The organism is Flagellimonas iocasae (genome assembly GCF_042682725.1).
Lineage (GTDB): Bacteria > Bacteroidota > Bacteroidia > Flavobacteriales > Flavobacteriaceae > Flagellimonas > Flagellimonas iocasae.
In genome coordinates this window covers 1-24,284 of sequence record NZ_JBHUHU010000005.1, presented here as the reverse complement: position 1 = coordinate 24,284, position 24,284 = coordinate 1, and the positions used below count along the sequence as shown (strand labels likewise).

Annotated in this window: 26 protein-coding genes; 4 read left to right on the top strand and 22 right to left on the bottom strand. The window is 44.8% G+C overall.

Annotation, left to right across the window (positions count from 1 at the left end; translation table 11 throughout):
- Window positions 1–29: 29 nt before the first annotated feature.
- The 22 genes from ACFSJE_RS14165 to ACFSJE_RS14060 form a co-directional block, all read right to left on the bottom strand.
- Window positions 30–923 (bottom strand): alpha/beta fold hydrolase, encoded by an 894-nt coding sequence (locus tag ACFSJE_RS14165; RefSeq protein ID WP_036385904.1) that lies wholly within the window; start codon window positions 921–923, stop codon window positions 30–32.
- Between the two features lie 46 nt (window positions 924–969).
- Window positions 970–2,661, bottom strand: coding sequence for an alpha-amylase family glycosyl hydrolase (locus ACFSJE_RS14160; protein ID WP_036385900.1), 1,692 nt, complete (start codon window positions 2,659–2,661; stop codon window positions 970–972).
- 10 nt (window positions 2,662–2,671) lie between these two features.
- Window positions 2,672–4,042, bottom strand: coding sequence for a dicarboxylate/amino acid:cation symporter (locus ACFSJE_RS14155; RefSeq protein WP_036378947.1), 1,371 nt, complete (start codon window positions 4,040–4,042; stop codon window positions 2,672–2,674).
- 16 nt (window positions 4,043–4,058) lie between these two features.
- Window positions 4,059–5,120 carry a class I fructose-bisphosphate aldolase gene (locus tag ACFSJE_RS14150; RefSeq protein ID WP_036378945.1) on the bottom strand — a complete coding sequence of 354 codons (1,062 nt, stop codon included), beginning with the start codon at window positions 5,118–5,120 and terminating at the stop codon, window positions 4,059–4,061.
- A gap of 9 nt (window positions 5,121–5,129) precedes the next feature.
- The gene (locus ACFSJE_RS14145; RefSeq protein WP_036378943.1) at window positions 5,130–6,143 is read right to left on the bottom strand and encodes a type II glyceraldehyde-3-phosphate dehydrogenase; all 1,014 of its coding nucleotides are present in this window, start codon (window positions 6,141–6,143) and stop codon (window positions 5,130–5,132) included.
- Entirely contained in the window at window positions 6,140–7,450 is a 1,311-nt protein-coding gene (gene nhaA, locus ACFSJE_RS14140; protein WP_231562577.1) for a Na+/H+ antiporter NhaA, read from the bottom strand. Before nhaA ends, ACFSJE_RS14145 begins: the two co-directional genes overlap by 4 nt.
- Window positions 7,451–7,472: 22 nt before the next feature.
- A complete protein-coding gene (locus ACFSJE_RS14135) occupies window positions 7,473–8,837 on the bottom strand; it encodes an NAD(P)/FAD-dependent oxidoreductase (protein ID WP_051947539.1) in 1,365 nt (454 codons plus the stop codon).
- Window positions 8,838–8,956: 119 nt separating this feature from the next.
- Entirely contained in the window at window positions 8,957–9,415 is a 459-nt protein-coding gene (locus tag ACFSJE_RS14130) for a universal stress protein (RefSeq protein ID WP_036378941.1), read from the bottom strand.
- 28 nt (window positions 9,416–9,443) lie between these two features.
- Window positions 9,444–10,157, bottom strand: a complete 714-nt coding sequence (locus ACFSJE_RS14125) for a lycopene cyclase domain-containing protein (RefSeq protein WP_036378939.1) — start codon at window positions 10,155–10,157, stop codon at window positions 9,444–9,446.
- A gap of 4 nt (window positions 10,158–10,161) precedes the next feature.
- Window positions 10,162–10,758: an AlbA family DNA-binding domain-containing protein gene (locus ACFSJE_RS14120; RefSeq protein WP_235932920.1), complete on the bottom strand. Its 597-nt coding sequence runs from the start codon at window positions 10,756–10,758 to the stop codon at window positions 10,162–10,164.
- A 344-nt stretch (window positions 10,759–11,102) separates the two neighbouring features.
- Window positions 11,103–11,378, bottom strand: coding sequence for a DUF5676 family membrane protein (locus tag ACFSJE_RS14115; protein WP_036378938.1), 276 nt, complete (start codon window positions 11,376–11,378; stop codon window positions 11,103–11,105).
- Window positions 11,379–11,452: 74 nt separating this feature from the next.
- On the bottom strand, window positions 11,453–11,899 hold the full coding sequence (locus ACFSJE_RS14110; RefSeq protein ID WP_036385892.1) for a hypothetical protein: 447 nt from the start codon (window positions 11,897–11,899) through the stop codon (window positions 11,453–11,455).
- A 39-nt stretch (window positions 11,900–11,938) separates the two neighbouring features.
- Window positions 11,939–12,154 carry an SHOCT domain-containing protein gene (locus tag ACFSJE_RS14105; protein WP_036385890.1) on the bottom strand — a complete coding sequence of 72 codons (216 nt, stop codon included), beginning with the start codon at window positions 12,152–12,154 and terminating at the stop codon, window positions 11,939–11,941.
- A gap of 39 nt (window positions 12,155–12,193) precedes the next feature.
- The gene (locus ACFSJE_RS14100) at window positions 12,194–12,412 is read right to left on the bottom strand and encodes an SHOCT domain-containing protein (protein ID WP_036385889.1); all 219 of its coding nucleotides are present in this window, start codon (window positions 12,410–12,412) and stop codon (window positions 12,194–12,196) included.
- A 27-nt stretch (window positions 12,413–12,439) separates the two neighbouring features.
- Window positions 12,440–12,655 (bottom strand): heavy-metal-associated domain-containing protein, encoded by a 216-nt coding sequence (locus ACFSJE_RS14095; protein WP_036385886.1) that lies wholly within the window; start codon window positions 12,653–12,655, stop codon window positions 12,440–12,442.
- Window positions 12,656–12,669: 14 nt separating this feature from the next.
- Window positions 12,670–12,933: a hypothetical protein gene (locus ACFSJE_RS14090; RefSeq protein WP_081894146.1), complete on the bottom strand. Its 264-nt coding sequence runs from the start codon at window positions 12,931–12,933 to the stop codon at window positions 12,670–12,672.
- 30 nt (window positions 12,934–12,963) lie between these two features.
- The gene (locus tag ACFSJE_RS14085; RefSeq protein WP_119648631.1) at window positions 12,964–13,476 is read right to left on the bottom strand and encodes a hypothetical protein; all 513 of its coding nucleotides are present in this window, start codon (window positions 13,474–13,476) and stop codon (window positions 12,964–12,966) included.
- A gap of 24 nt (window positions 13,477–13,500) precedes the next feature.
- The gene (locus ACFSJE_RS14080; RefSeq protein WP_036385885.1) at window positions 13,501–13,773 is read right to left on the bottom strand and encodes a cytochrome c; all 273 of its coding nucleotides are present in this window, start codon (window positions 13,771–13,773) and stop codon (window positions 13,501–13,503) included.
- 65 nt (window positions 13,774–13,838) lie between these two features.
- Window positions 13,839–14,996, bottom strand: a complete 1,158-nt coding sequence (locus ACFSJE_RS14075) for a hypothetical protein (RefSeq protein WP_036385884.1) — start codon at window positions 14,994–14,996, stop codon at window positions 13,839–13,841.
- A complete protein-coding gene (locus ACFSJE_RS14070; RefSeq protein ID WP_226789941.1) occupies window positions 14,993–15,367 on the bottom strand; it encodes a c-type cytochrome in 375 nt (124 codons plus the stop codon). Before ACFSJE_RS14070 ends, ACFSJE_RS14075 begins: the two co-directional genes overlap by 4 nt.
- A gap of 108 nt (window positions 15,368–15,475) precedes the next feature.
- Entirely contained in the window at window positions 15,476–16,057 is a 582-nt protein-coding gene (locus ACFSJE_RS14065) for a helix-turn-helix domain-containing protein (RefSeq protein WP_036385881.1), read from the bottom strand.
- A 166-nt stretch (window positions 16,058–16,223) separates the two neighbouring features.
- Window positions 16,224–16,643, bottom strand: a complete 420-nt coding sequence (locus tag ACFSJE_RS14060; RefSeq protein WP_036385880.1) for an HYC_CC_PP family protein — start codon at window positions 16,641–16,643, stop codon at window positions 16,224–16,226.
- 563 nt (window positions 16,644–17,206) lie between these two features.
- Here ACFSJE_RS14060 and ACFSJE_RS14055 point away from each other — a divergent pair.
- The 4 genes from ACFSJE_RS14055 to ACFSJE_RS14040 form a co-directional block, all read left to right on the top strand.
- Complete coding sequence (locus tag ACFSJE_RS14055; protein ID WP_036385878.1) at window positions 17,207–17,623, top strand: HYC_CC_PP family protein; 417 nt, start codon at window positions 17,207–17,209, stop codon at window positions 17,621–17,623.
- Between the two features lie 104 nt (window positions 17,624–17,727).
- Entirely contained in the window at window positions 17,728–21,564 is a 3,837-nt protein-coding gene (locus tag ACFSJE_RS14050) for an efflux RND transporter permease subunit (RefSeq protein WP_036385877.1), read from the top strand.
- Between the two features lies 1 nt (window position 21,565).
- On the top strand, window positions 21,566–22,789 hold the full coding sequence (locus ACFSJE_RS14045; protein ID WP_090294896.1) for a TolC family protein: 1,224 nt from the start codon (window positions 21,566–21,568) through the stop codon (window positions 22,787–22,789).
- Between the two features lie 4 nt (window positions 22,790–22,793).
- A partial coding sequence (locus ACFSJE_RS14040; protein WP_379831577.1) for an efflux RND transporter periplasmic adaptor subunit occupies window positions 22,794–24,284 on the top strand: 1,491 nt, incomplete at its 3' end.

Here is a 24,284-nt window from a genome sequence, read left to right as displayed (position 1 = left end):
TACATTTCTTCCAATATTGTTCATTGCGGTTAATGATCAAAAAAATCGCTTATCGCTTTCCAAACCTTAAAGGGCTCTTTTAGAAAGAGTTGGTGGTCACCATTCTCCACACGCATTAACTTACTCTTGGTAAATAGACTTGCAAAATTCTCTACATTTACGTAGGGTGCCAATTTATCGACTGTGCCTTGGATAAAGAGGATCTTCCGGTCACGTATGTTTTTGGCAAGTACAAATAAATTTGTGTTGAGAATTACTTCGTTCAACGAATTGTAATAGCTCTGCCAAGTATGTTTTTTTGAGTCCTTAAAAACGTCATCGGTCAGATTTTCGGGCTTGAACCATTTAACAATGTATAAGGGGTGTAGCATACAGAACAATTTTCCATATCGGCCTACGGCGAGCGTATCAAAATAAGAACCATCGGGCATCTGTTCCAAAAATTGATCCCTGCTTTCAAAGACGGGAAAGCCGATTACGGTCGCTCCCTTAAACCAGTTAGGATGTTTTTCGAATAATGCCAGCGATATTATGGCTCCCATGGAATGACCGACAATAAGGCTCCCTCCTTTGTCAAACCCCTCTGCCGAGATGACCTTTTCAAGGGCCGTAAGTTGAATTTCGAGGGTATATTCGCTTTGGGGCTTGGGAGAGTCGCCAAAGCCCAACAAATCGACCAAAAGAAGTCTATGCGTTCCGGTAATTTGTTCTAAACCCCTTTTCCAATAGTTTTTTGAACCTGCCAGACCATGGATCAAGACCATGTTTTTATCTCCCGAACCCACTATTTCATAGTTCAAGGGCATGGTTTCTGGATCATATTCAGGAGCTACGGCGACCGTAAGGTATTGGTATCCCGCTACCGACATGATGAGTGCCACAATCGCCAATACTGCCCAAAAGGTCTTTTTCGCTATTTTCATCATTGCATGTTTCATTATCCTATGTCGAACCCGACCTCGTTTTTTCTTACACCCAATTGTTCTTGAAGATCAAAAACTCCATGGGTCTTAGTTTTACCTTGATGAAAAGGCGATCGGTTTCTAAAGCTGTGTTTTTTTCGATTTTGACTTTTTTCTTGTTCCCATAGATACATTCCATTAGAAGATTTTCTTTGTTGATAGCGTTATCTATGGTTACGTATCCTTCTTTGGTATTCTTTGGAGAAGAATTATAGACGACAAGTATCTCGCCCTGATAAAGGATCCTTGAAAATGCCAAAAGACATTGTTCACAATCTGGAAACCGAAAATCGAGCCCATTTTCTGAAGTTTCCCTAAAATACATTCTACCGAATTTTAGAATGGCTTCCCTTTGCCTAAGATGTGCCAAGAACGAAATTCTCTTGAATAGCCATGACCCTTGGTTCAATACGTTGGTCTCCTTATCATCGGGATTGAACATGCCCTCCCTGATATACCGATCATCAGTACCGTTGCCCTCAAAACCTTGTTCGGTACCGTAATAAATACATGGAGCGCCAAGGGCACAAATGAGAAAGCCCATGCCCGCAACAATTTGCTCGGGAGCGGCATTGTGGCCAAAGCGGTGCTTAAAATCCATCCCAACCTGGTCGTGGTCGTCGATATAGGTCACCAGAAATTCGCCATACTCGCCACGGTGAAGGGCATTCTTTCGCAGTTCTTCATAGCGCCGTATCAATAGGTTCGGTGATGAATTGCCCTTTATCACTTCCGCCAGGACACTGTGCAGGGGGTGATCTAAGATAGAATCAAGCCCATAATAGATGTTACGGTCTTCAGGCAGTACTTTAGGGCCTATATAGGGATTGCTCATTTCATCGTTGCCGATAATTTCACCGAACAGGAAAAAGTTTCTTTTGCCCAAAGAGTAAGCATATTCCCGAATCCTCGAACAAAAACGGCTGGTATCCTGCCCTTTCATATGTTTGACAGCATCCAAACGAAAACCATCAACATCCACCTCACGTATCCAGTAACAATGGATTTTGGCCAGTAGCTCCTGTAAGTCTTCACTGGCGGGGGAACCATCGTTCCGAAATGTTTTTAAGGTAAAGAAGTCGCCTTCCTGGGTCTCGGGATACGCATCGAAATTCTTGATCTGCCCTTTACGGTTATACATTTCGGGATTTCTCAGTTCAAGGGGTATCGGTCTGTCCTTTTCTCGCCAATCACCCAACGGAAAACGCTCTCCTTTGAAATAATAATAGCTGTAATCAAAGGGATAGGACCAATTATCGCCAGAATGATGCAGAACGATATCCAAAAAGACCCGTATATCAAGCCCGTGTGCCTTGTCAACGAGTTTTTCCAAGTCTTTCTTTGTGCCCAAGCGTTTGTCCACATCCATATAATTCTGAATGGCATAGCCATGGTAGGACTCTGGATTGTTTTCAAACACGGGGCTTAGCCAGATGGCCGTACAGCCCAAGTTTTTGATATAGTCAATGTTGTTGATGATCCCCTTAAGAGTACCGCCAAAGGGCTTTCGCAATTGATCTTCATTCCCGAAACCAGGGTGCCGGATATCGAAATTCTTTGAGTGCCGTGCATTGCTATCATGAAACCGGTCAACCATAAGAAAGTAAATGATCTCCTCACGCCATTCCCTATGGCAGTTTACCCAATATTTCTTGTCTGGGCGTGGTGAAAGTTCTATTTCCTCAATTGATTTTAACATCATCTCGTTTTTAAACATTCACATTGGAATATGGTGTATTTGTAGTTATATCTACCTCTTTGCTTTCTTGTGATCTTGCTCCATAAAAACGGTTGAAAACCATACAGGCCGTTAGGTCACCGGTAACATTGACCGCAGTTCTGAACATGCCGAGCAAGCGCTCCACCCCTATAATTATGATAATGCCTTCAGCCGGTATTCCGGCACTTGACAAAACGGAAGCCAAAATCACCACACCGCCACCGGGTATGGCAGGGGTGCCGATGGAGGCGGCAACTATGGTGACCACGACAACAATAATATTCAGAAGGCCCATTTCAAGGCCATAAGCCTGAGCGATGAACAAAGTCGTTATGGTTTGGTAAAGTGCTGTTCCATCCATGTTCACGGTAGCCCCTATCGGAATAATGAAATTGCTGATGGAGCCGTTCACTTTGAGCTCTTCTTCCGCTGTTTTTAAGGAAAGGGGCATTACTGCGGCAGAACTCGTGGTCGAGAATGCCAATAGTTGAACATCCGTGATCTTTTTCAAAAATTTAAACGGATTGCTCTGGCCCAATAGACTTACCAATAACAGGTAAACACCGACCAAAAGGAATAACCCTATCAGTACCACGAGCACATAAAAGCCCAAACCTGAAAGGGAGTTTAGACCAACACTGGATGTAAGTTGCGCCATTAAACCAAATACTGCGATGGGTACCAACAACATGGCCCATTTGACCACGGTCATGCAGATTTCCTGTACGGCACCCAAGAGCAGCTTGACAGGTTTGAGCAAATCGTCAGGCAGCGACAATACGGCAACCCCGATTATAATGGTAAAAATCACAATGCTCAACATTTCACCACTGACCATCGAGGCCAATGGGTTTTCAGGCAGTAGATCGGTAATGACATTCGGTATATCGTTTATTCCAAACGACAGTTCCGTACTTTCGTCCGTATTGGCCAAAGCATTTGCATGATCGACTTCCGCCTGTTGGTGGAGAAACTTTCCCGGTCTAAAGATCAAGGCCAGAACCGTACCTATGGTTACCGATATAATCGTTGTCGATATAAAATATAAGAGTACGCCCCCGCCCAATCTTTTCAGATTTTCCTTGTCGTTACTCGCTATGCCGGTGATGATGGAGGCCACAATCAGTGGTATCATGATCATCTGGACCAATTTCAAAAAGAGCATGCCCGGCAGGGCCAGCCAATTCCCCAGAACATCGGCGGTGCTTTTGGTGATCCAACCGTTTTGGGGACTTAACAACAGGCCTACTCCAACACCAAGAAACAAAGCAATGATAACTTTGAGCCAAAGCCGGTTCTCAACCAACCTTTGTAGGTAGTGGTTTAATGATTTTAATGATTTTATTTCCGTATCCAGCATTCTTTTATCAGATGACTTATGCTATTGTTATTCTTTCTTCAAGGTAAACGCCCTGCACGGCATGCAATAATTCCACACCGTCCTTAAAAGGTCTTTGAAAGGCCTTTCTCCCTAAGATCAATCCTGCTCCGCCTGCCCTTTTGTTGATGACCGCAGTTCTGACCGCATCCGACATATCTGACTCGCCTTGTGAACCGCCACCTGAGTTTATCAAACCTATTTTGCCCATGTAGCAATTGGCCACCTGCAACCGGCATAGATCTATGGGGTGCTCCGTGGTCAGTGTTTCGTACATGGCATCATCAAACTTGCCGAATTTCAGGTTCTTGAAACCAAAATTGGTCGTGGGCAACTTCTGTTTGATGATATCGGCCTGTATCGTTACCCCTAAATGGTTGGCCTGACCCGTTAAATCCGCGGCGGTGTGATAGTCCTCTTTGTCTGTTTTGAAAGCATCGTTGCGGGTGTAGCACCACAAAATTGTGGCCATACCAAGGCTATGGGCCTCGGCAAAGGCTTCCGCAATCTCCCTTATCTGTCGATTGCTTTCCTGGGACCCAAAATAAATGGTAGCCCCGATTGCAACCGCGCCCATGTTCCACGCTTCCCTGACTTTTCCGAACAGGTTCTGGTCATAAGTGTTGGGATAGGACAATAATTCATTGTGGTTTATCTTGACAATGAAGGGGACTTTATGCGCATATTTCCGAGAACAAAGGCCCAACACCCCAAAAGTGGAGGCCACACCGTTGCAACCGGCTTCGATGGCGAGCTTTACAATGTTCTCGGGATCAAAATAATCGGGGTTCTTGTAAAAAGAAAATAAGGCACTGTGCTCGATTCCCTGATCTACCGGTAAAATGCTGAGATACCCCGTACCTCCCAGATTACCATGGCCATATAATTGCGAAAGGCTTCGGAGTACTTGTTGATTTCGATTACTATTGACGAATACGTTGTCCACAATATTCTTATCGGGCAACTGCAGTTCATCTTTGGTGACCTTCTGGCTTACATGATCTAAATAGAAAGATGCTTTGTCCCCTAAATGCGCGACTATGTTATCATAAGTTTTCATAATGAAATTTTATCCGATTCCTAAACTTGCATTGGTTTTTTCGATGGATCTGTGTGCATCGGTCTCAATACCCGTGAGGGCCCGAATGGCATCAATGGTCTCAGGGATTACAATCGCTTGGTTATCGACCACGTAGGCATAAAAAAGTTCATCGCCCACAACCTTGAGCATGTCTTCCCATAGGGCCACCTCGTACATATCGCCCCAAGGCCTACCCATATCCAAAAACATTTCTTTGATGGTATTGTTGGAGACCAAGCCTTGATCATAGTGAATGAACTTGATTCTACTTGAGGTTTTGAGGGCGTTCAACACCTCTTCCTTTGAGGCTTTTTTTCGTAGCTTAACGTTCCAGTAATGCATATGGCTCAAAGTCTCGGGAACTTTGACCGCAGAAGTAATGACATCCAAATCCGGATCGACACTTTGCGCGTCGGGACCTTGATGGCTCGGGATGTCCTTTTCCGGCACCATGGTGTTCATGATGCCGCCCAAGTGGCTTTCCCATGGGTCGGTCGCCCTTCTTAATAATGTTCCCCGTGCATAATCCAATAGATCTGCCTTTTTTAAAGCGGTCAATGTCCTTAAGATAGATGTGGTGTTACAGGAAACCACCCGGGTAGCATCTAGATTTACCGCAGTGCTATAATTGTTCTCGGCACTAAAGGAGTGGCCTGTGGTCTTGTGTTTTTCACCTCCCTGTACGATAAACTTGATCCCTTGCCCTTTGTATATTTCCACATTTTTCGCGGCGATGTTCTTTGGCGTACAGTCCACTACAAGATCTACTTTTTCTAAAATGTCTTGCATACTTCCTTCAATGGCAATATTGGCTGCTTTCATTTCTTTTTCGGCTTCGGGTGTGGCCGCATAAACTGCATACCCTTTTCGCACCGCATTTTGTATGCGCCAATCGCTGATGACATCACAAACCCCAATAAGGCTCATATCATCTTGTACATTAATGGCATCGGCCACTCTTTTCCCGATAACTCCGTATCCTACTACTGCAATGTTTTTCATGTTCTTTTATGTTTAACTGTTCTTAATTGTTTTCTGTTTCTGTATAATAATAGAGCACCCATTACCCCCGCTGTCAATGAAGCGAATAGGATGCTTACCTTGGCCGTAAATATTAGGGACTCGTCCGTAAAAGCCAGTTCGGTTATAAACAACGACATGGTAAAACCGATACCGCCAAGAAAACCTATACCATAAATCATTTTCCAATTCACGTTTTCCGGAAGCTTGGCGAGTTTAAATGCAACGAGTAGTCTTGAAAAAGCAGTAATACCGATAAACTTGCCAAAAATGAGACCTAGACCAATCCCCAAGCTAACCGGGCTGGATAGTACTTTCAGCAAATCTCCATGAAGATGTATTCCTGCATTTGCCAAAGCGAACAAGGGAAGAATTACAAAGCCCACTATTGGGTTTAAAGTCCTTTCCAATTTTTGGAGTGGAGTTTCGGCCTCGGAACTTGCAGTCTTTATATCCTCCAATATCTCCAATTGCGTTTTTGAGATAAGCGTCCCCTTTATGGACTTGGTTTCTTGAAATCTCTTATGTAAACGGTCTAAACGCTCTAAAAAGGTAGTCTCCTTAATTTTTACCCTACCAGGAATGGCAAATGCGGTCAGAATCCCGGCAATGGTTGGATGTACCCCTGAAAAAAAGAAGGTCAACCAAACACCACCGATGCCAATAATGGCATAGAACCATGTGCTTCTTACTCCCGCATAATTACCAATTATCAAAGCCGCGAAGAACAATAGTCCATGGAGTAGATCCATCTGCGAGATACCTGAGGTATAAAAGAGGGCAATGACCAAGACACCACCTAGATCATCCACAATAGCCAGTGTAATAAGAAAAACCCTCAAGGTCGAAGGAAGTCTTTTTCCGACAAGGGCCAGAACCCCTAATGAAAATGCAATATCCGTGGCCATGGGAATGCCCCAACCATTGGAAGCCTCGCCCGAGTTGTTGAACATAAAATAAATAAGGGCAGGGAGCACCATACCACCTATTGCTGCACCGATGGGCAGTATTGCATCCTTTGGGGACGACAGTTTACCACCGATTATTTCACGTTTCAGCTCTAGACCGACTTGCATAAAAAATAGTGCCATTAAGCCATCGTTGATCCATAACAGTAGCGACTCAGATAGCTGAAATGTACCCACACTAAAGGCAAATTCGGTTTGCATTAGGCCGACATAATATCCCTTCCATGGCGAGTTGGCCCACACCATAGCAATAACAACAGTGATAAAGAGCACAATGCCATAGTTGTGCAGTCTTTTGATCGAGCTGCCGAAGAATTTCATAATACTGTTATTTGAATAATGGCTAGGCATCAATGCTGGATTTTTTGGGATTTACATCCTTTTCCCATTCATTATTGGAACTATATTTTAAGGAGGCTTTCATATAAGCATCACGTTTGAAACTTCTTATGATTACCCGGTTGCTTTTTTCGTAGGTAAAATAACTGATGGCCCAATTGAAGCCCACCAAAAATTTGTTTCGAAACCCGCTGATGGAAAGCAAGTGAACCACGGACCATAAAAGCCAGGCAGCATACCCGCCGAAGTGGAGCTTTCCTAAATCAGCGACCGCTTTTCTTTTACCAACTGTGGCCAATGAACCTTTATCTTTATACCTAAATGGTTTGGAAGGCATTGATTGAACGGTGTTCAATAGCACTTTGGCCAAATGACCGCCCTGTTGAATGGCGGTTTGGGCTACCTGTGGATGGCCCTTAGGGGTCTCGTCGGTGATTACCCCGGCAATGTCCCCAATGGCAAAAACATTATCCATGCCTTCCACTTTTAGATGGGTATCCGTTTTTAGACGGTTCCCATTAATTATATGTTTTTGATTGATGCCCGCTGGAACCTGGCCTGTTACACCTGCCGTCCAAATCAGGTTTTTCGCCATGATTTTCCTTCCACTTTTGGTAGATACCACATTACCGTCGTAACCGCTCACGGCCTCGTTCAACAACACTTGCACATTTAGATTTTTTAGATACCGAAGTGTTTTTGTCGAGGCTTTGTTGGACATTGAGGCTAATAGTTCGTCCGATGCTTCGATCAGGTAGATGTTCATTATGCTATTCGGATACTCGGGATAGTCTTTTGGAAGGATGTACTTACAGAATTCCGCCAAGGCACCTGCCATTTCGACACCGGCCGGGCCACCGCCCACAATCACAAAATTGGTCAGCGCATCGCGTTCTTCATCATCACAGGTTATGGCTGCCTGCTCCAAGTTTTGCAACATCATATGACGTATGTTTAGCGAGTCCTTGATGTCTTTCATACCAAGACTGTTTTGTTCCACCTCTTTCATGCCGAAGAAATTGGTCTTGGTTCCGGTGGCCAAGACCAGATAATCGTAGGTGAGCTTGCCTTTGTCTGTTACAACTGTGTTGGAAGCGGGTTCGATTTGCGTCACTTCGGCAAACCTAAAGCTCACATTACCATAGCCCTTGAACTGTTTTCTGAAGGGAAATACGATACTGTCCGGTTCAAGACCGCTGGTGGCCACTTGATAGAACAAGGGCTGAAATTGATGGAAGTTGTTACGGTCTATCAGCACGACCTGTACCTCCTTGTTTTTAAGGCCTTCTACCAGGGCCAGCCCTGCAAAGCCACCACCCACAACCACTATACGCGGCAAAAATGTTTTGGGCAAACAAACAGACTCCATCACTTCACAGTTGGCATCGGTATTGTTCTTTGATATGCAGGTATTCTGATTTCCCATGATCTGCTTTTTTATTTTTCTACGGACAAAATTTATCCTGTCACATTGTAAGTGGCCATATTTTATTTTTGATGTTTTTTTCTGACAATCAAAACAGAACAATGCGCGTGCATGGCAATGGATTGGGCGACCGAACCAAGCAAAAAGCGCGAGAATGCGCCATGGCCTTGTGATCCCAATACGATAAGATCCACCTCCAAATCAGTTGCCTTTTCCAAGATTGCATTTTTGGGAAACCCTTCTACAATATTGGTCGTTATCGACAACTTGCCGTTCTTTTGTTTTAACGACTTTGCAGCATTGTTAACGATGGTTTCAGCCGATTTTTTCGCATTTGACATGGCTTCTTCTTTATAATGGCCGATACCACTTAAGGGGAAAGCCCCTGGTACAGTTAACATTGGATTTTCATAAACATTTAGAACATGTATTTTAACTAATTTTGGCAGCGACATTGCCGCTAGTTCATCGATGGCATCTTTGCTGAATTCAGAGCCGTCAATTGCGAGTAATACTTTCATCTTCTTCGTTTTTATTTATAGACTTAACTTAAAAATTTTGATTCAAAACAATTGGGTTGATTAATTTTCTCCAATACAAATGCTCATAGAGGCCTGACCAATACATGCCAAAAGTGAAAGCGAACAAAAGCTCTTCGATTGGTATGCCGGCCACTAGAATATCACTCAGGTTTTCCAGATTCCAAAACAATGTTACGTAGTCGGGGTAAAACGGGAGAATACTTCCAAAATAAACAAAGTACAATGCCGTGAACAGAAATCCACTTATCCAGATTTTGGTCTTAAGGTCTGGGCGGCAGTATAACGTGGCCATTCCACCCAAGAACATGGCCAATATTCCACAGTAAATATGGTTCATGGGAGTGAAAAGGGCCAATATCAAAAACACGACCGCCGGTACGAAAAGGATATATAGATGCAACCTATGTCTATAATGGTTACGCTCGGTATGCGGTATTTTAACATACCTTCGCTTGAAAATAAGATTGTAAAGTACGGTGCCAATACCCCCGATGGCAAAAGAGAAAATGATGCTTTCAATATCGAACCCGGTCTTTATCGCCAAATCGAAGAGCGATGGCGGGTGCCAATATTCGGGAACGAACAGCGGCTCGGTTAGCCCAAAGGGCATGGTTATCCAACTCATCCTCAACATTTCTTTACGGGAATCCTTCTTCAAAAGATAGACCACGCCCCAAAGGGCCAGTATGATAAGGGACCATATAAACCAAACGTATTGCATAAGATTATAATTTTCTGGTTTCTAAATAATCAACCGCTTCCTTGACCGTCAAGGGGTAGGTGGCATTCCCCGTTCTGACATAAAAGGTTGTATTTTCGGTATCGCTGACATAGATTGGTTTTTTAGAAGGTTCGACAGCTATTACGCACACATCTTCACCATTTAATTTGTAAAATGAAATGTGATTGCTAAAACAAGCCTCGTGACCTAACTGTGTTGAAATTATCCTGAAAATTTCACGCTCATATCCATCTTTGTTCTTGTGCTTTAGGGTCTTGAAATCTTTTTCAAGGCCCACAATGTTGCCATCATCGTCAACGCCAATGATCAATTTTCCACCTTTTGCATTCATAAAACCAGTGATGGTCTTGGCAATGACTAGTTCCAGTTCGCGGTTCGTGGTTTTCCTAAAATAATCGTAACGAATAGATGACTTGAATTCTACCCGTTCATTCTCACCCGCCTCTATCAATTCTTCTAAATCACGCAGTAACAACTGCTGTTGTGTGCCTATAAGCTTGTTCTTTCGCCTGAGGGTTATGAAAAATAGACCGGAAACTATCCCTAGGAAAATGCCAAGGATTGTAAGCGAGACGCTCATCCCTCTCATATCAAATGTGAAAGATTCTAAAAACTGCGACTTTAAGACGTCCCAAAACAGGGAAAATGAAAATGGTGTATTGCTAAATTCAAACCAATAGAGCACCATGGTAAAAGGATGGACAAGGAAATAGAAAATGCCCCCCCATATTGCCGTTTGGGTGAAAATTGTTTTGATATTTCTTGCAGTACTATTCACTTATTCTACTTTATATGGTTGTACTCTAGGTTCAATTCCGGGATTCTATTGTCAATTGCTCAGTTCTTTGGCACTTTCCGCCAACAAATTGCCTGTGGTCGATGCGACACCGGTTCCTAAAAAGTCTCTCCGATCTTTTGTTCAGATTATCTACTCTTAATCTGTGTGTTGTAAAATGCTGCAATCAGGGCACCTGTGAGCCAAGCAATGATAAATGTCTGGACAATGCCAATAAGTGCCTCCCAAATTGGCACGTCTACCCGTATTATACTGGTAGTGTCCAAGCCGTGCAGCAGGCTGTTGAAAAAGGTTATGCTTCCTTCTTGTCCTGCTGTCGCCAAAACAATCATGCAGCCGGCGTAGAGGATTGCAGCGGTCAGCCCCATGGCAAAACCGAATTTTTTTACATTGATACGATTCATGATTCTTGTTTTAATGTTTATTGTTGTTATTATTCATTTATGAGTTTGTTCATGTGCAAAAACCAAAGTTGGAGTCAATGGTTGCGCTCAAGGCTCTTTTTGTATTCCATTTTATTGTGCATGGCCTTGGCGAGATCCTCGTGTTCTAACGTGTGATCACAAAAAGAATCGGTCAAAAGGCTGTCCGAAGCAATGACCGGCATAAAATGGTGGGTGGTCAGTAGCATAAGGTCAGGATATCTAGTAATCATATCGCTCAATTTGTTCGCTAGTATGGTATCCTTTGCTGCTGCTTTTACGAGTTCGTCCACCATCATTCCCATGGCATGGTCGTTATCCATCATGTTGGCAATGTATTTTTTGCCCAGATCGTGATTTTCGACAAGTGCGGACAATACCTCTTCTTGCTGAGAGTGGTCCTCGAGCATATCCTTTACAGAACTACCCTGTTTTTGTGAGCAGGCCGAAATGAGTAAAGTAGCCAATACCATTATGCCTGTCTTATAAACTTTTATCTTCATTTTGACTTTTTTTAGTAATTAATATTTGCCCTACATTCCTTAATTTGATTTCAAGATCTTTTTTGATTCTTCATATTCCTCCTTAGAGATTTCGCCATTGGCGAAGCGCTTTTTTAGAACTGAAAGTGGGTCTTCCTTCTTTGATTTTCTGTAAGGGATGTCATATGGCACCAAGAATATCCATATCAAGAGGATCAACCATATGACCCACCAGATGACGTGCATGCCGCCCCAATGTCCGTCGAAAAAATGCATAGTTTTAGTTTTAAAGGTTATACATTACTTGTTTTCGGACTATTTGTCCGATTGTAAAAGTTTCTTAGATTGCTCGTATTCTTCTTTGGAAATCTCGCCCTTCGCGAAGCGGATTTTGAGCAACATTAGTGGGTCATCTCCCTCAATCTCTTCATAGGAGGAACTGGTTGGGGCAAAGAAAATCCAGCCCAATGCCACAATCCAAATGGCCCACCAGATCAGGTGCATGCCCCAAAAAAATCCATCTTTGTAAAACATATTTTTAATTTGAAGGTTTTTATGATTTTAACTAATCTCTGCTATGGTATAGCCCTCAAGTTTGTTGAGTTGCCCTTGCAGTTCTTCTACCGTAAGCTTCTTGTTCATTGTTACAATGGTTGCGCCCATAGGCTGTAAAAAAACTTCTACTTGCTCTACTTCAGGATGTTCTTCCAAGGTCTTCTTGATTCTTGTGATACAGCCACCGCAGCTTATTCCGTTAATTTGATATCTGTACTTCATTTCGAAAGTATATTTTAATGGTGCCGATGCCCCCGGTGATCTTCTTGGGTCTCAGTGGAATCTTGCTCTTTGTCATGATCATGGTATTTACTGTTATCAGATTTTCCATGATCACCATGCCCGTGACCACCGTGAGGTATGAAAAGGTGTATCAAAAACATCACGATGATAAAGGAAAAAAGCCCATTGTACCCTGTAATGCCAAATGCAGGCGCAAAAAAAATCAACAATAGCGGGAGACCACAACCGATGACCATCCAAATCCAATGTCCTTTCATGATTTTTATTTTTTCGTTACCTATTATGTGTTAATGGTGCTCAGAATGGTCATCTCCTTTTGATTTCATTGTACCATCATCCATCATTCCCATTCCTTCCATATCCATTCCCTTTTCCTTCATCATATTCATGCACGACTCCATACAATCATTGCTCATCATCCCTTTGTCTTGCATCATTTGTATCATTTCGCCCATCATCTCGCCATCCTTTATCATTCCGTTCATCATGGAATGCATCATTTGTCTGTTGCCCATCATTTGGTTCATTATGGTGCTGTCGCCCATCATCATTTGCATGCCTTGTCCCTTCATCATGGTGCCCATCATTTTTTTGTTTCCCTGCATCATTTGCATGGCATGGTCGCTCCCTTGCATCTGTTCCATGAATTCCATCATATAATCATGGTTTTGTACCAGATCTTTAAGGATCTCGCTTCTGGTTTCCTCGTTTTGAAGCAAGGTTTGTACATCGGTTGATTGTTTGCAACCGTTCAAGGACAAAAGCCCTATCACAGAAAAAATAATTACTAAATTTCTCATTGTATATGAATTAAGGATTAATCGTCAATTGGCTGATTTCAGAAAGGATTCGATTTTGGTGATCTCCTCTTCCGTCAGATTGGCCCTAACCCGCATGTGCAGGCTTATGGTTTCCCAATCGGTATCGTTGTAATCCGCGGGTGAAGGGGCAATATGACATCGGTTGCACACCTCGCCCCAGAGCTGCGCCCCGGATTTTTCAATTTTGAAATCCACTTCACTCCCCGCCACCTCGGTCGCGGTATCCGTCGCAATGGGTTTTTTATTGGAGGAGCAGGCGACCATGATCGATGCCATGACGGACAGGATTATTGCTGCTTTAAAATTCGTTGTTGTTTTCATTTCACTTTCTTTTTTTGATTTTAAAATCCAATGGCCCAATGCACAAACAATCCATTGGTACGGGTCGTGCCATCACTGTCATGACCACCTTCCATCTTGGTGGTTTGATAGCTGAATTTGACCACGGAACGCCAACTCAGCCAATAGTTCAAACCAAAAGCGTACTGCGTTGACTTCTCTTCCCACTCCGCTCCTTCAGGTGCGTTGAAATCGGAATATCGACCCACAAATTCAAGTTGTTTCATAAAGTCGCTTCCCGACATGATGGGGCGATAGCTCAATTGTGTATAAAAGGAGCTGCTTTGGTTGTCAAAGGAGTAAGGTTCGGAAATCCCATCTTCGATTTCATAGTAGGTGGCGGTATCCACATTGGAACTGTTGTACTGGGCCTTGATGTCCACAACCCCTTGTAAGGGGGTGATCGATTTTACATAGGAAAGATCCAGCGCCCAAAGAAAGGCACCCACATCCTTGTAATCGGAGTCCTCTGCACCGGTACTGTTGGTGGTATAGGCGGAAATCCCCCATTCCATGGATGAATCCGAGAGCGGGAGTAGGCCGATCCTGCCACCCAAGGCCTTGGCCAGGTTCACATCTTCATAATAACCGAAATCCAGCATACCCGCTTCTTCAGGCTCCTCACTTCCATCTTTGATGCGCGGACCGTTGGTCACATAAACCGCATAGTTCAGTTTGGGACCGCCCAGATCGAATGCCCCCCTGAGTTCGACGCCGATATCGGAGGCCGGTGCAATTCCGTCGTGACCAAATCCAAGGGGTCTGCTTGGAAGTCGGTTGATCCATGCAGGGTGCAAACGCTCCATAAAGGTTCCAAAGGGAAGCAGGAATTTACCGGCCCTTACGGTCATGTGCTTGTTGAGCACATACATCACATCGGCATATTCCAGTCCCGTTTTCAATTCATTTCCTTCGAGCTCAAACTCCAGTTCGGCCTCGAACATGAGCTTGTCGGAATGCTTGTAGAGGAATATAGGGGCGAATGTGGCCCCTAGAAAGGTGGATTCTTGTTCACCACCGGTATCCAAATATTCAAATCCGGTGTGTCCGTAACCACGCAGCATGAACTGCGTCTTACTGGGTTCAAAGGTGTTGTAGGTCTGGGCCAAAGCCGAAGATCCCAACCCTAAGATAATTAGGGTCATTAGTAGTTTTTTCATTTTTTCAAGGTTCTGATATAGTTGATCAATTCCCATCTCTTGTTTTCGGGAAGTGCGGTTTCATAGGAAGCCATAGGGGGCTTACCGTTGGTCAATTTCCAGAATAGGGCACCGTCCGATTGGGACTGTACCTTGGCACTGGTCAAGTCGGTGGGTTTTGGGGTCAATCCGGCTCCGCCCATGCCGTCTCCCTTACCCTTGGCCCCGTGGCAGATCACACAGAGCATTCTGAAGGTCCGTTTGCCGCTTTCTGTCGCCGTGGCATCATTTTTTAAGGGATTGTTCAAATTGTCCGCACTGGCCGGGGCTTCCCATTGGGTCTGTGCTCTGGTCGCCTGTAGGGCCAAAAGGGTCATTAGGAACGTTAGCATTATGGGTATTGATTTTTTTTGTGTAAGTTTCATTTTATTATTTGTTAGGTTGTTGCGTTAAAACTACTGTTTGACCTGACAGGCCATCTTCATAATATTCCTGGATTTTTATATTATTTCGTCAAGAAAATCCCTTTGCCACATTTGTCCGTTTTTGTAATCCGTCATGCTCATCCCCATAATTTCCTTGAACTGTGCGGACAAATGGTTGACGCTGCTGTAATCGAGCATATAGGCGATATCGGAAAATGAATATTGTCCCAGTTGGATAAGCTCCTTTACCTTTTCGATCTTGAGCTTGATAAAGTACTTTTCGATCGTGATGTTTTCATTTCTGGAAAAAACCTTGCTCAGTACTTTGTAATCGCGATGCAATAAATCGACAAGGTAGTCCGAGGTGTTCCCTTTGTGGTTAATCGGGACGTTGGTCACTAAGGAAATCAAGCCTATCTTGATTTTCTCAACGATCATTTCCTCTTCGCTTTTGGCTATTTCAAAGCCATTGGAATGTAGGACGTCCACGACTTTTTGGTCAACTTCGGCAATCCCTATTTCCGGGGCATTTACCGTAAGTTTCCCCAGTTCAAGGGATAGAACCTCAATGCCCAGGTCATGCAATTCTTGTCTTATGACCTTGAGGCATCGCCTACAGACCATATGCTTTATCCAGTATTCCTTTTTGGAATCCATGGTGTCTGAGTTATTGTTAAGCGTAAATAATATCGGGTCAAAACCCGATAGGAGAATCGATCAGGATATGCCGTCGTGGAGATAGCACACGACAAAAAAGGTCATTTAGTGGCCATGACCAATGTGAAGAGCGAACGATTGCATTGACGTTCCGCCAGTGTAAAAATCAAATTAGGAAAGTTTCATGAAGGACAAGGAGATCCTGTTCGATCCACGGGGGATCGTAGTCTTTAAAAGGGATTATGTTTTCCTGTAGCCCTTCGAAACGATCGATATGGTAAAAAATAAAGGCATTTAGAAATACAAGTGTGCCGAAATCAAGGTCAAAGGAATCCAGCATCAGGTCATCCTTGCCAATATTGGCATAGGTATCGGTGCTGCAGCAATCCTTTTGTTCCAAAGAGCACTTCCTTGAGGTGTTTTTGGGATTTTGAAGCTTTTGGTCGCAGGGTTTTGCTTTGCCGGTCACAGAAAAACTGACCAACTTGTTACAGCAAAAATGGGCATTCGATGCAAAGGAAGTGGTACTGATCAATACAGAACAGGCCAGAAACAGGGACAATATTTTCGATGTGGTTTGCTTCACTTCCTAAAGTTACTAAATTTTGTTTAACTCGCTAAAAATCAAACTGTAATCAATTATGCAGTTATCCATATGATTACTGTTTGTGTGTGATTTCAGCAGGATTTGGTTCCAAATGTAAGGTATGGGATTCGGAAAAAACATGACAAATATCAGGTTTACCAAAAGTACTGGCATTGGGCCACCACAAGGATCACAATACTATACTGGTATACAATATGTGGGGAAAGGAATGACCGTCAGCTGTCCAACGATCGGATTCGGTATCGAGGAACTTTAAGGTCTGTTATGGTTCGATTGAAGACAAGGGTTCCACCTTTAATCGGGTTGAAAATACAATGCTATTGGTCAGGGTTCCATCCGTTGCCAGTAAGGAGGGCCTTCGAACCACGATGTGCTTTATACCGTCCCGGATCAGATACGATGGTCGTATAAATGATTGATGGTCAAAAGTATGGGGTGCCATGGTCGGTACTTTGAAAAGCAGGGGCTTTATGCGGAATCCTTGTATAAATTGTGTTAAATTTAATGAGGTTGTTAAAATTTTTGTAGTTTTGTAACCGCTTATGAGAATATTTTGGTTCAAAATATTATCTTGTTTTATGGCACTCAACGTGCTGGCATCCACCTTTTCCTTTGCGGTGGCACAACACTATTGTGGGGAAGATCTTGTTGATTTTTCCTTCTTCGGTAAAGCGGAATCCTGTGGAATGGATATGCAGCAGCCATCGGATTCACACCAGCACAAGCTGCAGAAAAAACAGTGTTGCGATGACGAAACGCTTTCCGTACAAGGAAATGGGGATCTATTGCTTTCCGTTGAAAATTTAAGTGTTGGGGAGCATCAGTTCCTGGTTGCCTTCACGTACAGTTACATCAATCTTTTTGAGGGATTACAGGAAAATATAGTTTCTGTCGTACATTACCCTCCGCCCCTTTTGGTCAAGGATATTCAGATTCTTGATCAAACTTTCCTTATTTAAGAGCATATCGATGACGTTTGGCCGTGCTATGGTTTTTGGCATGGCCCTAGGTATTTATTGCCTTTGGAACATTTTCACTATTTCCAACACAATAAACTCATGATATGCTTAATAAAATCATAAAATACTTTTTAGAGAACAAACTGGTGACCGTTCTCGTTTTAATAACGTTGGTTACCTGGGGGATTGTCACTTCCCCCTTCAATTGGAATACGGGCTTTCTCCCAAAAGACCCGGTGCCCGTGGATGCCATTCCCGATATTGGGGAAAACCAGCAAATTGTTTTCACGCAATGGCCCGGGCGATCGCCACAAGATATCGAGGATCAGATTTCTTATCCAATGACGACCTATTTACTTGGAATTCCAGGGGTGAAAACGATCCGTAGTTCATCCATCTTTGGATTTTCCAGTATCTATATCATTTTTAATGATGATGTGGAATTTTATTGGTCGCGCTCCCGGATCCTTGAAAAATTGAATTCACTTCCCGCAGGGCTGTTGCCCGATGGGGTAACCCCGACTTTGGGTCCTGACGCCACGGCATTGGGACAGGTATATTGGTATACCCTGGAAGGAAGGGACAAGGATGGGAACCCTACAGGAGGATGGGATCTGCACGAAATACGGACTGCCCAGGATTTTTATGTGAAATACGGGTTGAATGCCGTGGACGGGGTGTCCGAAGTGGCTTCGATCGGTGGTTTCGTCCAAGAATATCAAGTGGATGTAAATCCAGATGCCCTGAAAGCCTATAATATTCCTTTATACAAGGTCATGGAGGCCGTACGGAAGTCGAACAGGGATGTGGGCGCCAAGACCATTGAAGTCAATCAAGCAGAATATTTGGTCAGGGGCTTGGGATATGTCAAAAATACGGAAGACATAGAAAAGGCCGTGGTTGCCGTCTTTGACAATGTCCCGGTTCGGGTCAAGGATATTGGGGTGGTCAGCTTGGGACCGGCCACACGAAGGGGCGTGCTCGATAAAGGGGGCGCCGAAGTGGTAGGTGGCGTCGTGGTCGCCCGTTATGGTTCCAATCCTTTGGCGGTCATCAATAATGTGAAGGACAAGATCAAGGAAATCGCACCCGGTTTGCCCAAAAAGACATTGGCCAATGGTGTGGAAAGCCAATTGACCGTGGTCCCGTTTTATGACCGGACACAGCTCATCCACGAGACCATAGGTACTTTGGAAAATGCCCTGTCCCACGAAATACTGATCAGCATCATCGTTGTACTGGTACTTGTCCTCAACCTGAGGGCCTCTGTGATCATATCCAGTCTATTGCCTGTCGGGGTCCTAATGACCTTTATTGTCATGCAATATGCCGGGGTAGATGCCAATGTGGTGGCCCTTTCCGGGATAGCCATTGCCATAGGGGTGATGGTGGACGTGGGGATCGTGTTCGTCGAGAACATTATCCGTCATTTGGAAATGCCCGAGAACCATGGTGCCAAGGGCAAGGAACTCATTCAGGTAATATATAAGGCCACCGTGGAAGTGGCCTCGGCAATTACGACCGCATTGGCGACCACCGTCGTGAGCTTTGTGCCTGTCTTTGCCATGCAATCGGCAGAAGGGAAGCTATTTAGGCCCTTGGCCTTTACCAAGACCTTTGCCCTGTTGAGCGCCTTTGTGCTGGGAATCGTTGTGCTTCCGGCATTGGCCCATTTTGTAATGGGGGTGGATTATGACAAGAAACGGGTGCGACGGTTTTGGTCCATTCTATTGATATCCACCGGGCTTATTTTTGCATTTTATGCCCAGATGTGGTTGCCATTGGTCATTTCACTCATTGGGTTGAACAATTTGATGGAACCCAAATGGCCGGAGCATTATAAATCGTTTCCCAACTATATCAATTTGGGACTGACCGTTTTTATCGCTTCCTTCTTCCTGACCGAGGAATGGATGCCCTTGGGACCCCAAAACGGTATTGTGGTCAACTACTTTTTTGTGTTGTTCCTAGTGGGCATTATCCTGGCCGCTTTGATGGGAATCGTACATTTCTATACCCCGGTCCTAAAGTGGTGTCTGGAAAACAAAGGAAAGTTCATGCTCATCCCATTCGTGACCCTGTTTTTTGGGGTATTGGTTTGGCTGGGGTTCGATAGCACCTTTGGAATCGTGGCCAAAGGCTTTGAATCGGTAGGTTGGAAAAGTGTCAGACAGACCTCGGGATGGCAGGCAGCTTCCAAGAGATTCCCGGGAATAGGATCCGAGTTCATGCCATCGCTCAATGAAGGTTCGTTCCTGTTGATGCCGACATCCATGCCGCATTCAGGGGTGGAATACAACAAAAGGGTGGTTGGACAGTTGGATATGCTCTTGGGAAGCATACCCGAAGTGGACTTGGTTGTCGGTAAACTCGGTCGCGTTGAATCCGCACTGGACCCTGCACCCATTTCCATGTATGAGAACATCATCAACTATAAACCTGAATTCATTGTGAATGAAGACGGACATAGGGTCCGTTATAAAGTAGATCGAAAGGACAGGTTCATTACCCAGCATAAAGACACTTTGACCAATGAGGAGGCCTTGCAGTTAGGGATTGCCGAGAAGGACCTGATCGTGGATGAGGACGGTGAGTTTTTCCGAAACTGGAGGCCTCATATCAAATCCCCCAACGATATCTGGGATGAGATCGTAAAGGTCACCAAGATCCCGGGCATAACCTCTGCTCCCAAATTACAGCCCATAGAAACCCGGTTGGTGATGTTGCAGACCGGAATGCGCGCTCCCATGGGGATCAAGGTTTTTGGTCCCGATCTGAAGACCATCGAGGATTTTGGGATGCAATTGGAAGGTATCTTGAAGGAAGTGCCCTCGGTCAAGGCAGAAGCCGTATTCGCCGATAGAATAGTGGGCAAACCTTATTTGCACCTCAATATCAACAGGGACGGGATATCCCGATATGGTTTGAACATTGAAGATGTGCAGCAAAGCATCGAAACAGCGATCGGTGGGATGAAAATCACCTCCACCGTTGAAGGTAGGGAACGTTTTCCCGTGCGGGTGCGCTACCCGAGGGAATTGAGGGACGACCCGGAATCGTTGAAGAAAATTTTGATTCCCACACCGGTAGGGGCGCAAATTCCCTTATCCCAAGTGGTGGATTTTGAATATGTCCGCGGGCCTCAGGCCATCAAGAGCGAAAACACCTTTTTGGTGGGCTATGTGCTTTTTGATAAACGGGACGGTTTTGCGGAAGTCGATGTGGTGAACGATGCCCAGGAAGCCATCCAGAAAAAAATCGATGCAGGGGAATTAACGGTTCCCGCCGGAATAAGCTATAAGTTTTCTGGGAGTTATGAGAACCAAATCAGGGCAGTGAAAAGACTGTCCATTGTCATACCGATCAGTTTGATTGTGATTTTCTTGCTCCTGTTTTTTCAGTTCAAGACGGTCATCGCATCCTCCATCCATTTTTCCGGAGTTTTTGTTGCTTTTGCGGGAGGTTTCATAATGCTCTGGCTCTATGGTCAGGATTGGTTCATGAATTTTGCCATTTCAGGGGTCAACATGCGGGATCTGTTCCAAATGCACACGATCAATTTAAGCGTTGCGGTTTGGGTTGGTTTTATCGCACTTTTCGGTATTGCCACCGATGATGGTGTCATCATGGGTACGTACATCCACCAGGTTTTTGAGGAAAAGAACCCTCAAACCGTACCGGATGTAAGAGCGGCGGTTTTGGAGGCAGGGAAAAAAAGGGTCCGTCCCGCCATGATGACGGCCGCCGTGGCCATCATCGCCCTTTTGCCCGTGCTGACCTCTACCGGAAAAGGGGCCGACATTATGATTCCCATGGCCATCCCGACTTTTGGGGGAATGGCCATTCAGATCATGACCATGTTCGTGGTCCCGGTACTCCAAGCCTATTGGAGGGAAACAGTCATTATAAATCGCAACAAAGCATTGAAAAAAATACAGTAAAATGAAAAATGTATTGACCATCATATTTGTCTTGACAAGTATCCTTTCCAACGGCCAGACCTTGGAGGATTACTTTAAGGTAGCGGCTGAGAACAATCCAGGGTTGCTTTCACAGTACAAAGATTTTGAGGCGGCGTTACAAAAAGTACCGCAGGTGAAGGCTTTACCAGATCCAAACCTGTCCTTTGGGTACTTCATCTCCCCGGTCGAAACCCGGGTAGGGCCCCAAAAGGCAAGGTTTTCACTGACTCAGATGTTTCCTTGGTTTGGAACCTTAAAGGCCCAAGGTGATGCCGCTGCACTTATGGCAGAGGCCAAGTACCAGTCTTTTTTGGATGCCAGGAACAAACTTTATTACGAGGTTTCAGCAGCTTATTTTCCATTGTACGAACTTAAGGAGTGGGTACGGATCGAAGAGGACAACATTGCCATTCTGGAATCCTACAGGACGGTTTCCAATACGAAATTCAAAAATGGCTTGGGATCATTGGTCGATGTCTTAAGGGTGGACGTGCTTTTAAAGGAAGCCCGGACGAATCTGGGTATCCTTAAACATAAGGAAATCCCCCTTTTGGCGTCCTTCAATAAACTATTGGACCGTAAGGAAGATGAACAAATAAACATCCCTGAGACCTTTGGGGTCAATGTACTGCCCATTGATTATGTCAAAGATTCCTTGGTAGTGGACCATCCGCTCTTGAATTCCCTGGAATTAAAGGTCAAGGCTGCAGCGGCATCCGAAAGGGCAGCCCTTAAACAAGGCCTGCCAAAAGTGGGGGTCGGACTGGACTATGTAATGGTTGATAAGCGTACCGACATGGTGGTTCCCGATAATGGCAAGGATGTATTGATGCCCATGGTTACCTTGAGCCTGCCCCTATTCAGGGGTAAGTACAGGGCAGCCGAAAAGGAGGCCCAATTGATGCAGGAAAGTTATGCACTGCAAAAAAAGGAAGTCACCAATACATTGAAGACCAATTATGAAATGGCCGTTTTTGACATAAGGCAGCAGACGGATTTGATTTCCCTCTTTGATGAACAGATCATGGAATCGGAACAAGCACTCAATCTGTTGTTCACAGCCTATGGGAATTCCGGGAAGGACTTCGAGGAGGTGTTACGAATGCAGCAACAATTGTTGAAGTATACTAAATTGAAAATAAGCGCATTGACGCAATATGAAATAGCGTTGGCCAAGTTTAACTATATCACGGCAAAAAAATAATCAGATGAAATCAGAAACACAAAAAATAGTAAAAATAGCCTTGTCCACCTTGGTTCTTGGACTTTTGCTGGGATGGCTATTGTTCGGGGGCTCCAAGGGCAATGCCACAGAGGAACACCAACATACTTCGGAAGTATCGGGAGAAACCATTTGGACCTGCTCCATGCATCCCCAGATCAGACAGACGGAACCGGGAGATTGTCCCATTTGTGGGATGGACTTGATCCCTTTGGAAAATGACAACGGTTCGGAACTGGACCCCATGGCCGTTAGCATGTCGAAAACCGCCATGCAGCTTGCCAATGTCACTACGGAAATCGTGGGCAAGACCGCCCCGGTCAAATTGATCGATCTTAATGGCAAGGTGGAAGCGGATGAACGATCGATCTATTCCCAATCTTCCCATATTCCCGGCAGGGTGGAACGGCTAATGGTGAATTTTACAGGGGAGTATATCAAGCAGGGGCAGATCATCGCCTATATTTATTCCCCTGACCTGGTCACTGCACAAGAGGAACTTTTTGAAGCAAGAAAGGTGGCGGACACCCAACCGCAGTTTTTTAATGCCGCCAAGGAAAAATTAAAAAACTGGAAGCTTTCCGACAACCAAATCGCACAGATACTTCAATCCGGGACCGTTAAGGAGGAATTGCCGATACATGCCGATGTTTCAGGCTACGTTACCGAAAAAATGGTAAACCTTGGCGACTATGTCAACAAGGGCAAGGCATTATATCAAATTGCCAACCTGAACAGCGTTTGGGTACTGTTCGATATTTATGAGTCCGACATGCCCTGGGTAAGAAAAGGCGATGAAGTGGTCTTTACCATACCCTCGCTCCCGGGCGAAAACTTCAAAGGCAGGATTTCCTATATCGACCCGGTGATCAATCCCATGACAAGGGTTGCCAAGGCCAGAATCGAGATCGGGAACACCGGTTTAAGGTTAAAGCCGGAAATGTTCGCTTCCGGAACCGTGAAAGCAAAACAGCCCATTGCATCAGAAGCGATAACCATTCCTAAGTCGGCAGTGATGTGGACCGGGGAACGTTCTGTGGTATACATCAAGAATACCACGTCCAATGGGGTGAATTTTGTGTTGCGCGATGTCACCTTGGGACCATCGTTGGGAAATGGTTTCATTGTCAAGGAGGGTCTGCAAGAAGGGGATGAGATCGCGGTAAACGGGACCTTTAGTATCGACGCGGCGGCCCAATTGGCCGGGAAACCGAGCATGATGAATCCTGAAGGTGGGCCCGCCATGACGGGACATAACCACGGAGGAATGAAGATGGGGGATGACAAGGGTACAGGCGGTAGCGATCATTCGGATATGGATATGGGCGATGTCAAACAGGAAAGTAAAACGGACCATTCCGACATGGACCAGCGAATAGCGGCGACAGGGATATTTCAGAACCAATTGAAACAGGTGTTGAGCGCCTACTTGGAGTTAAAGGATGCGCTTGTCAATGATAATGCCGCCAAGTCCAAT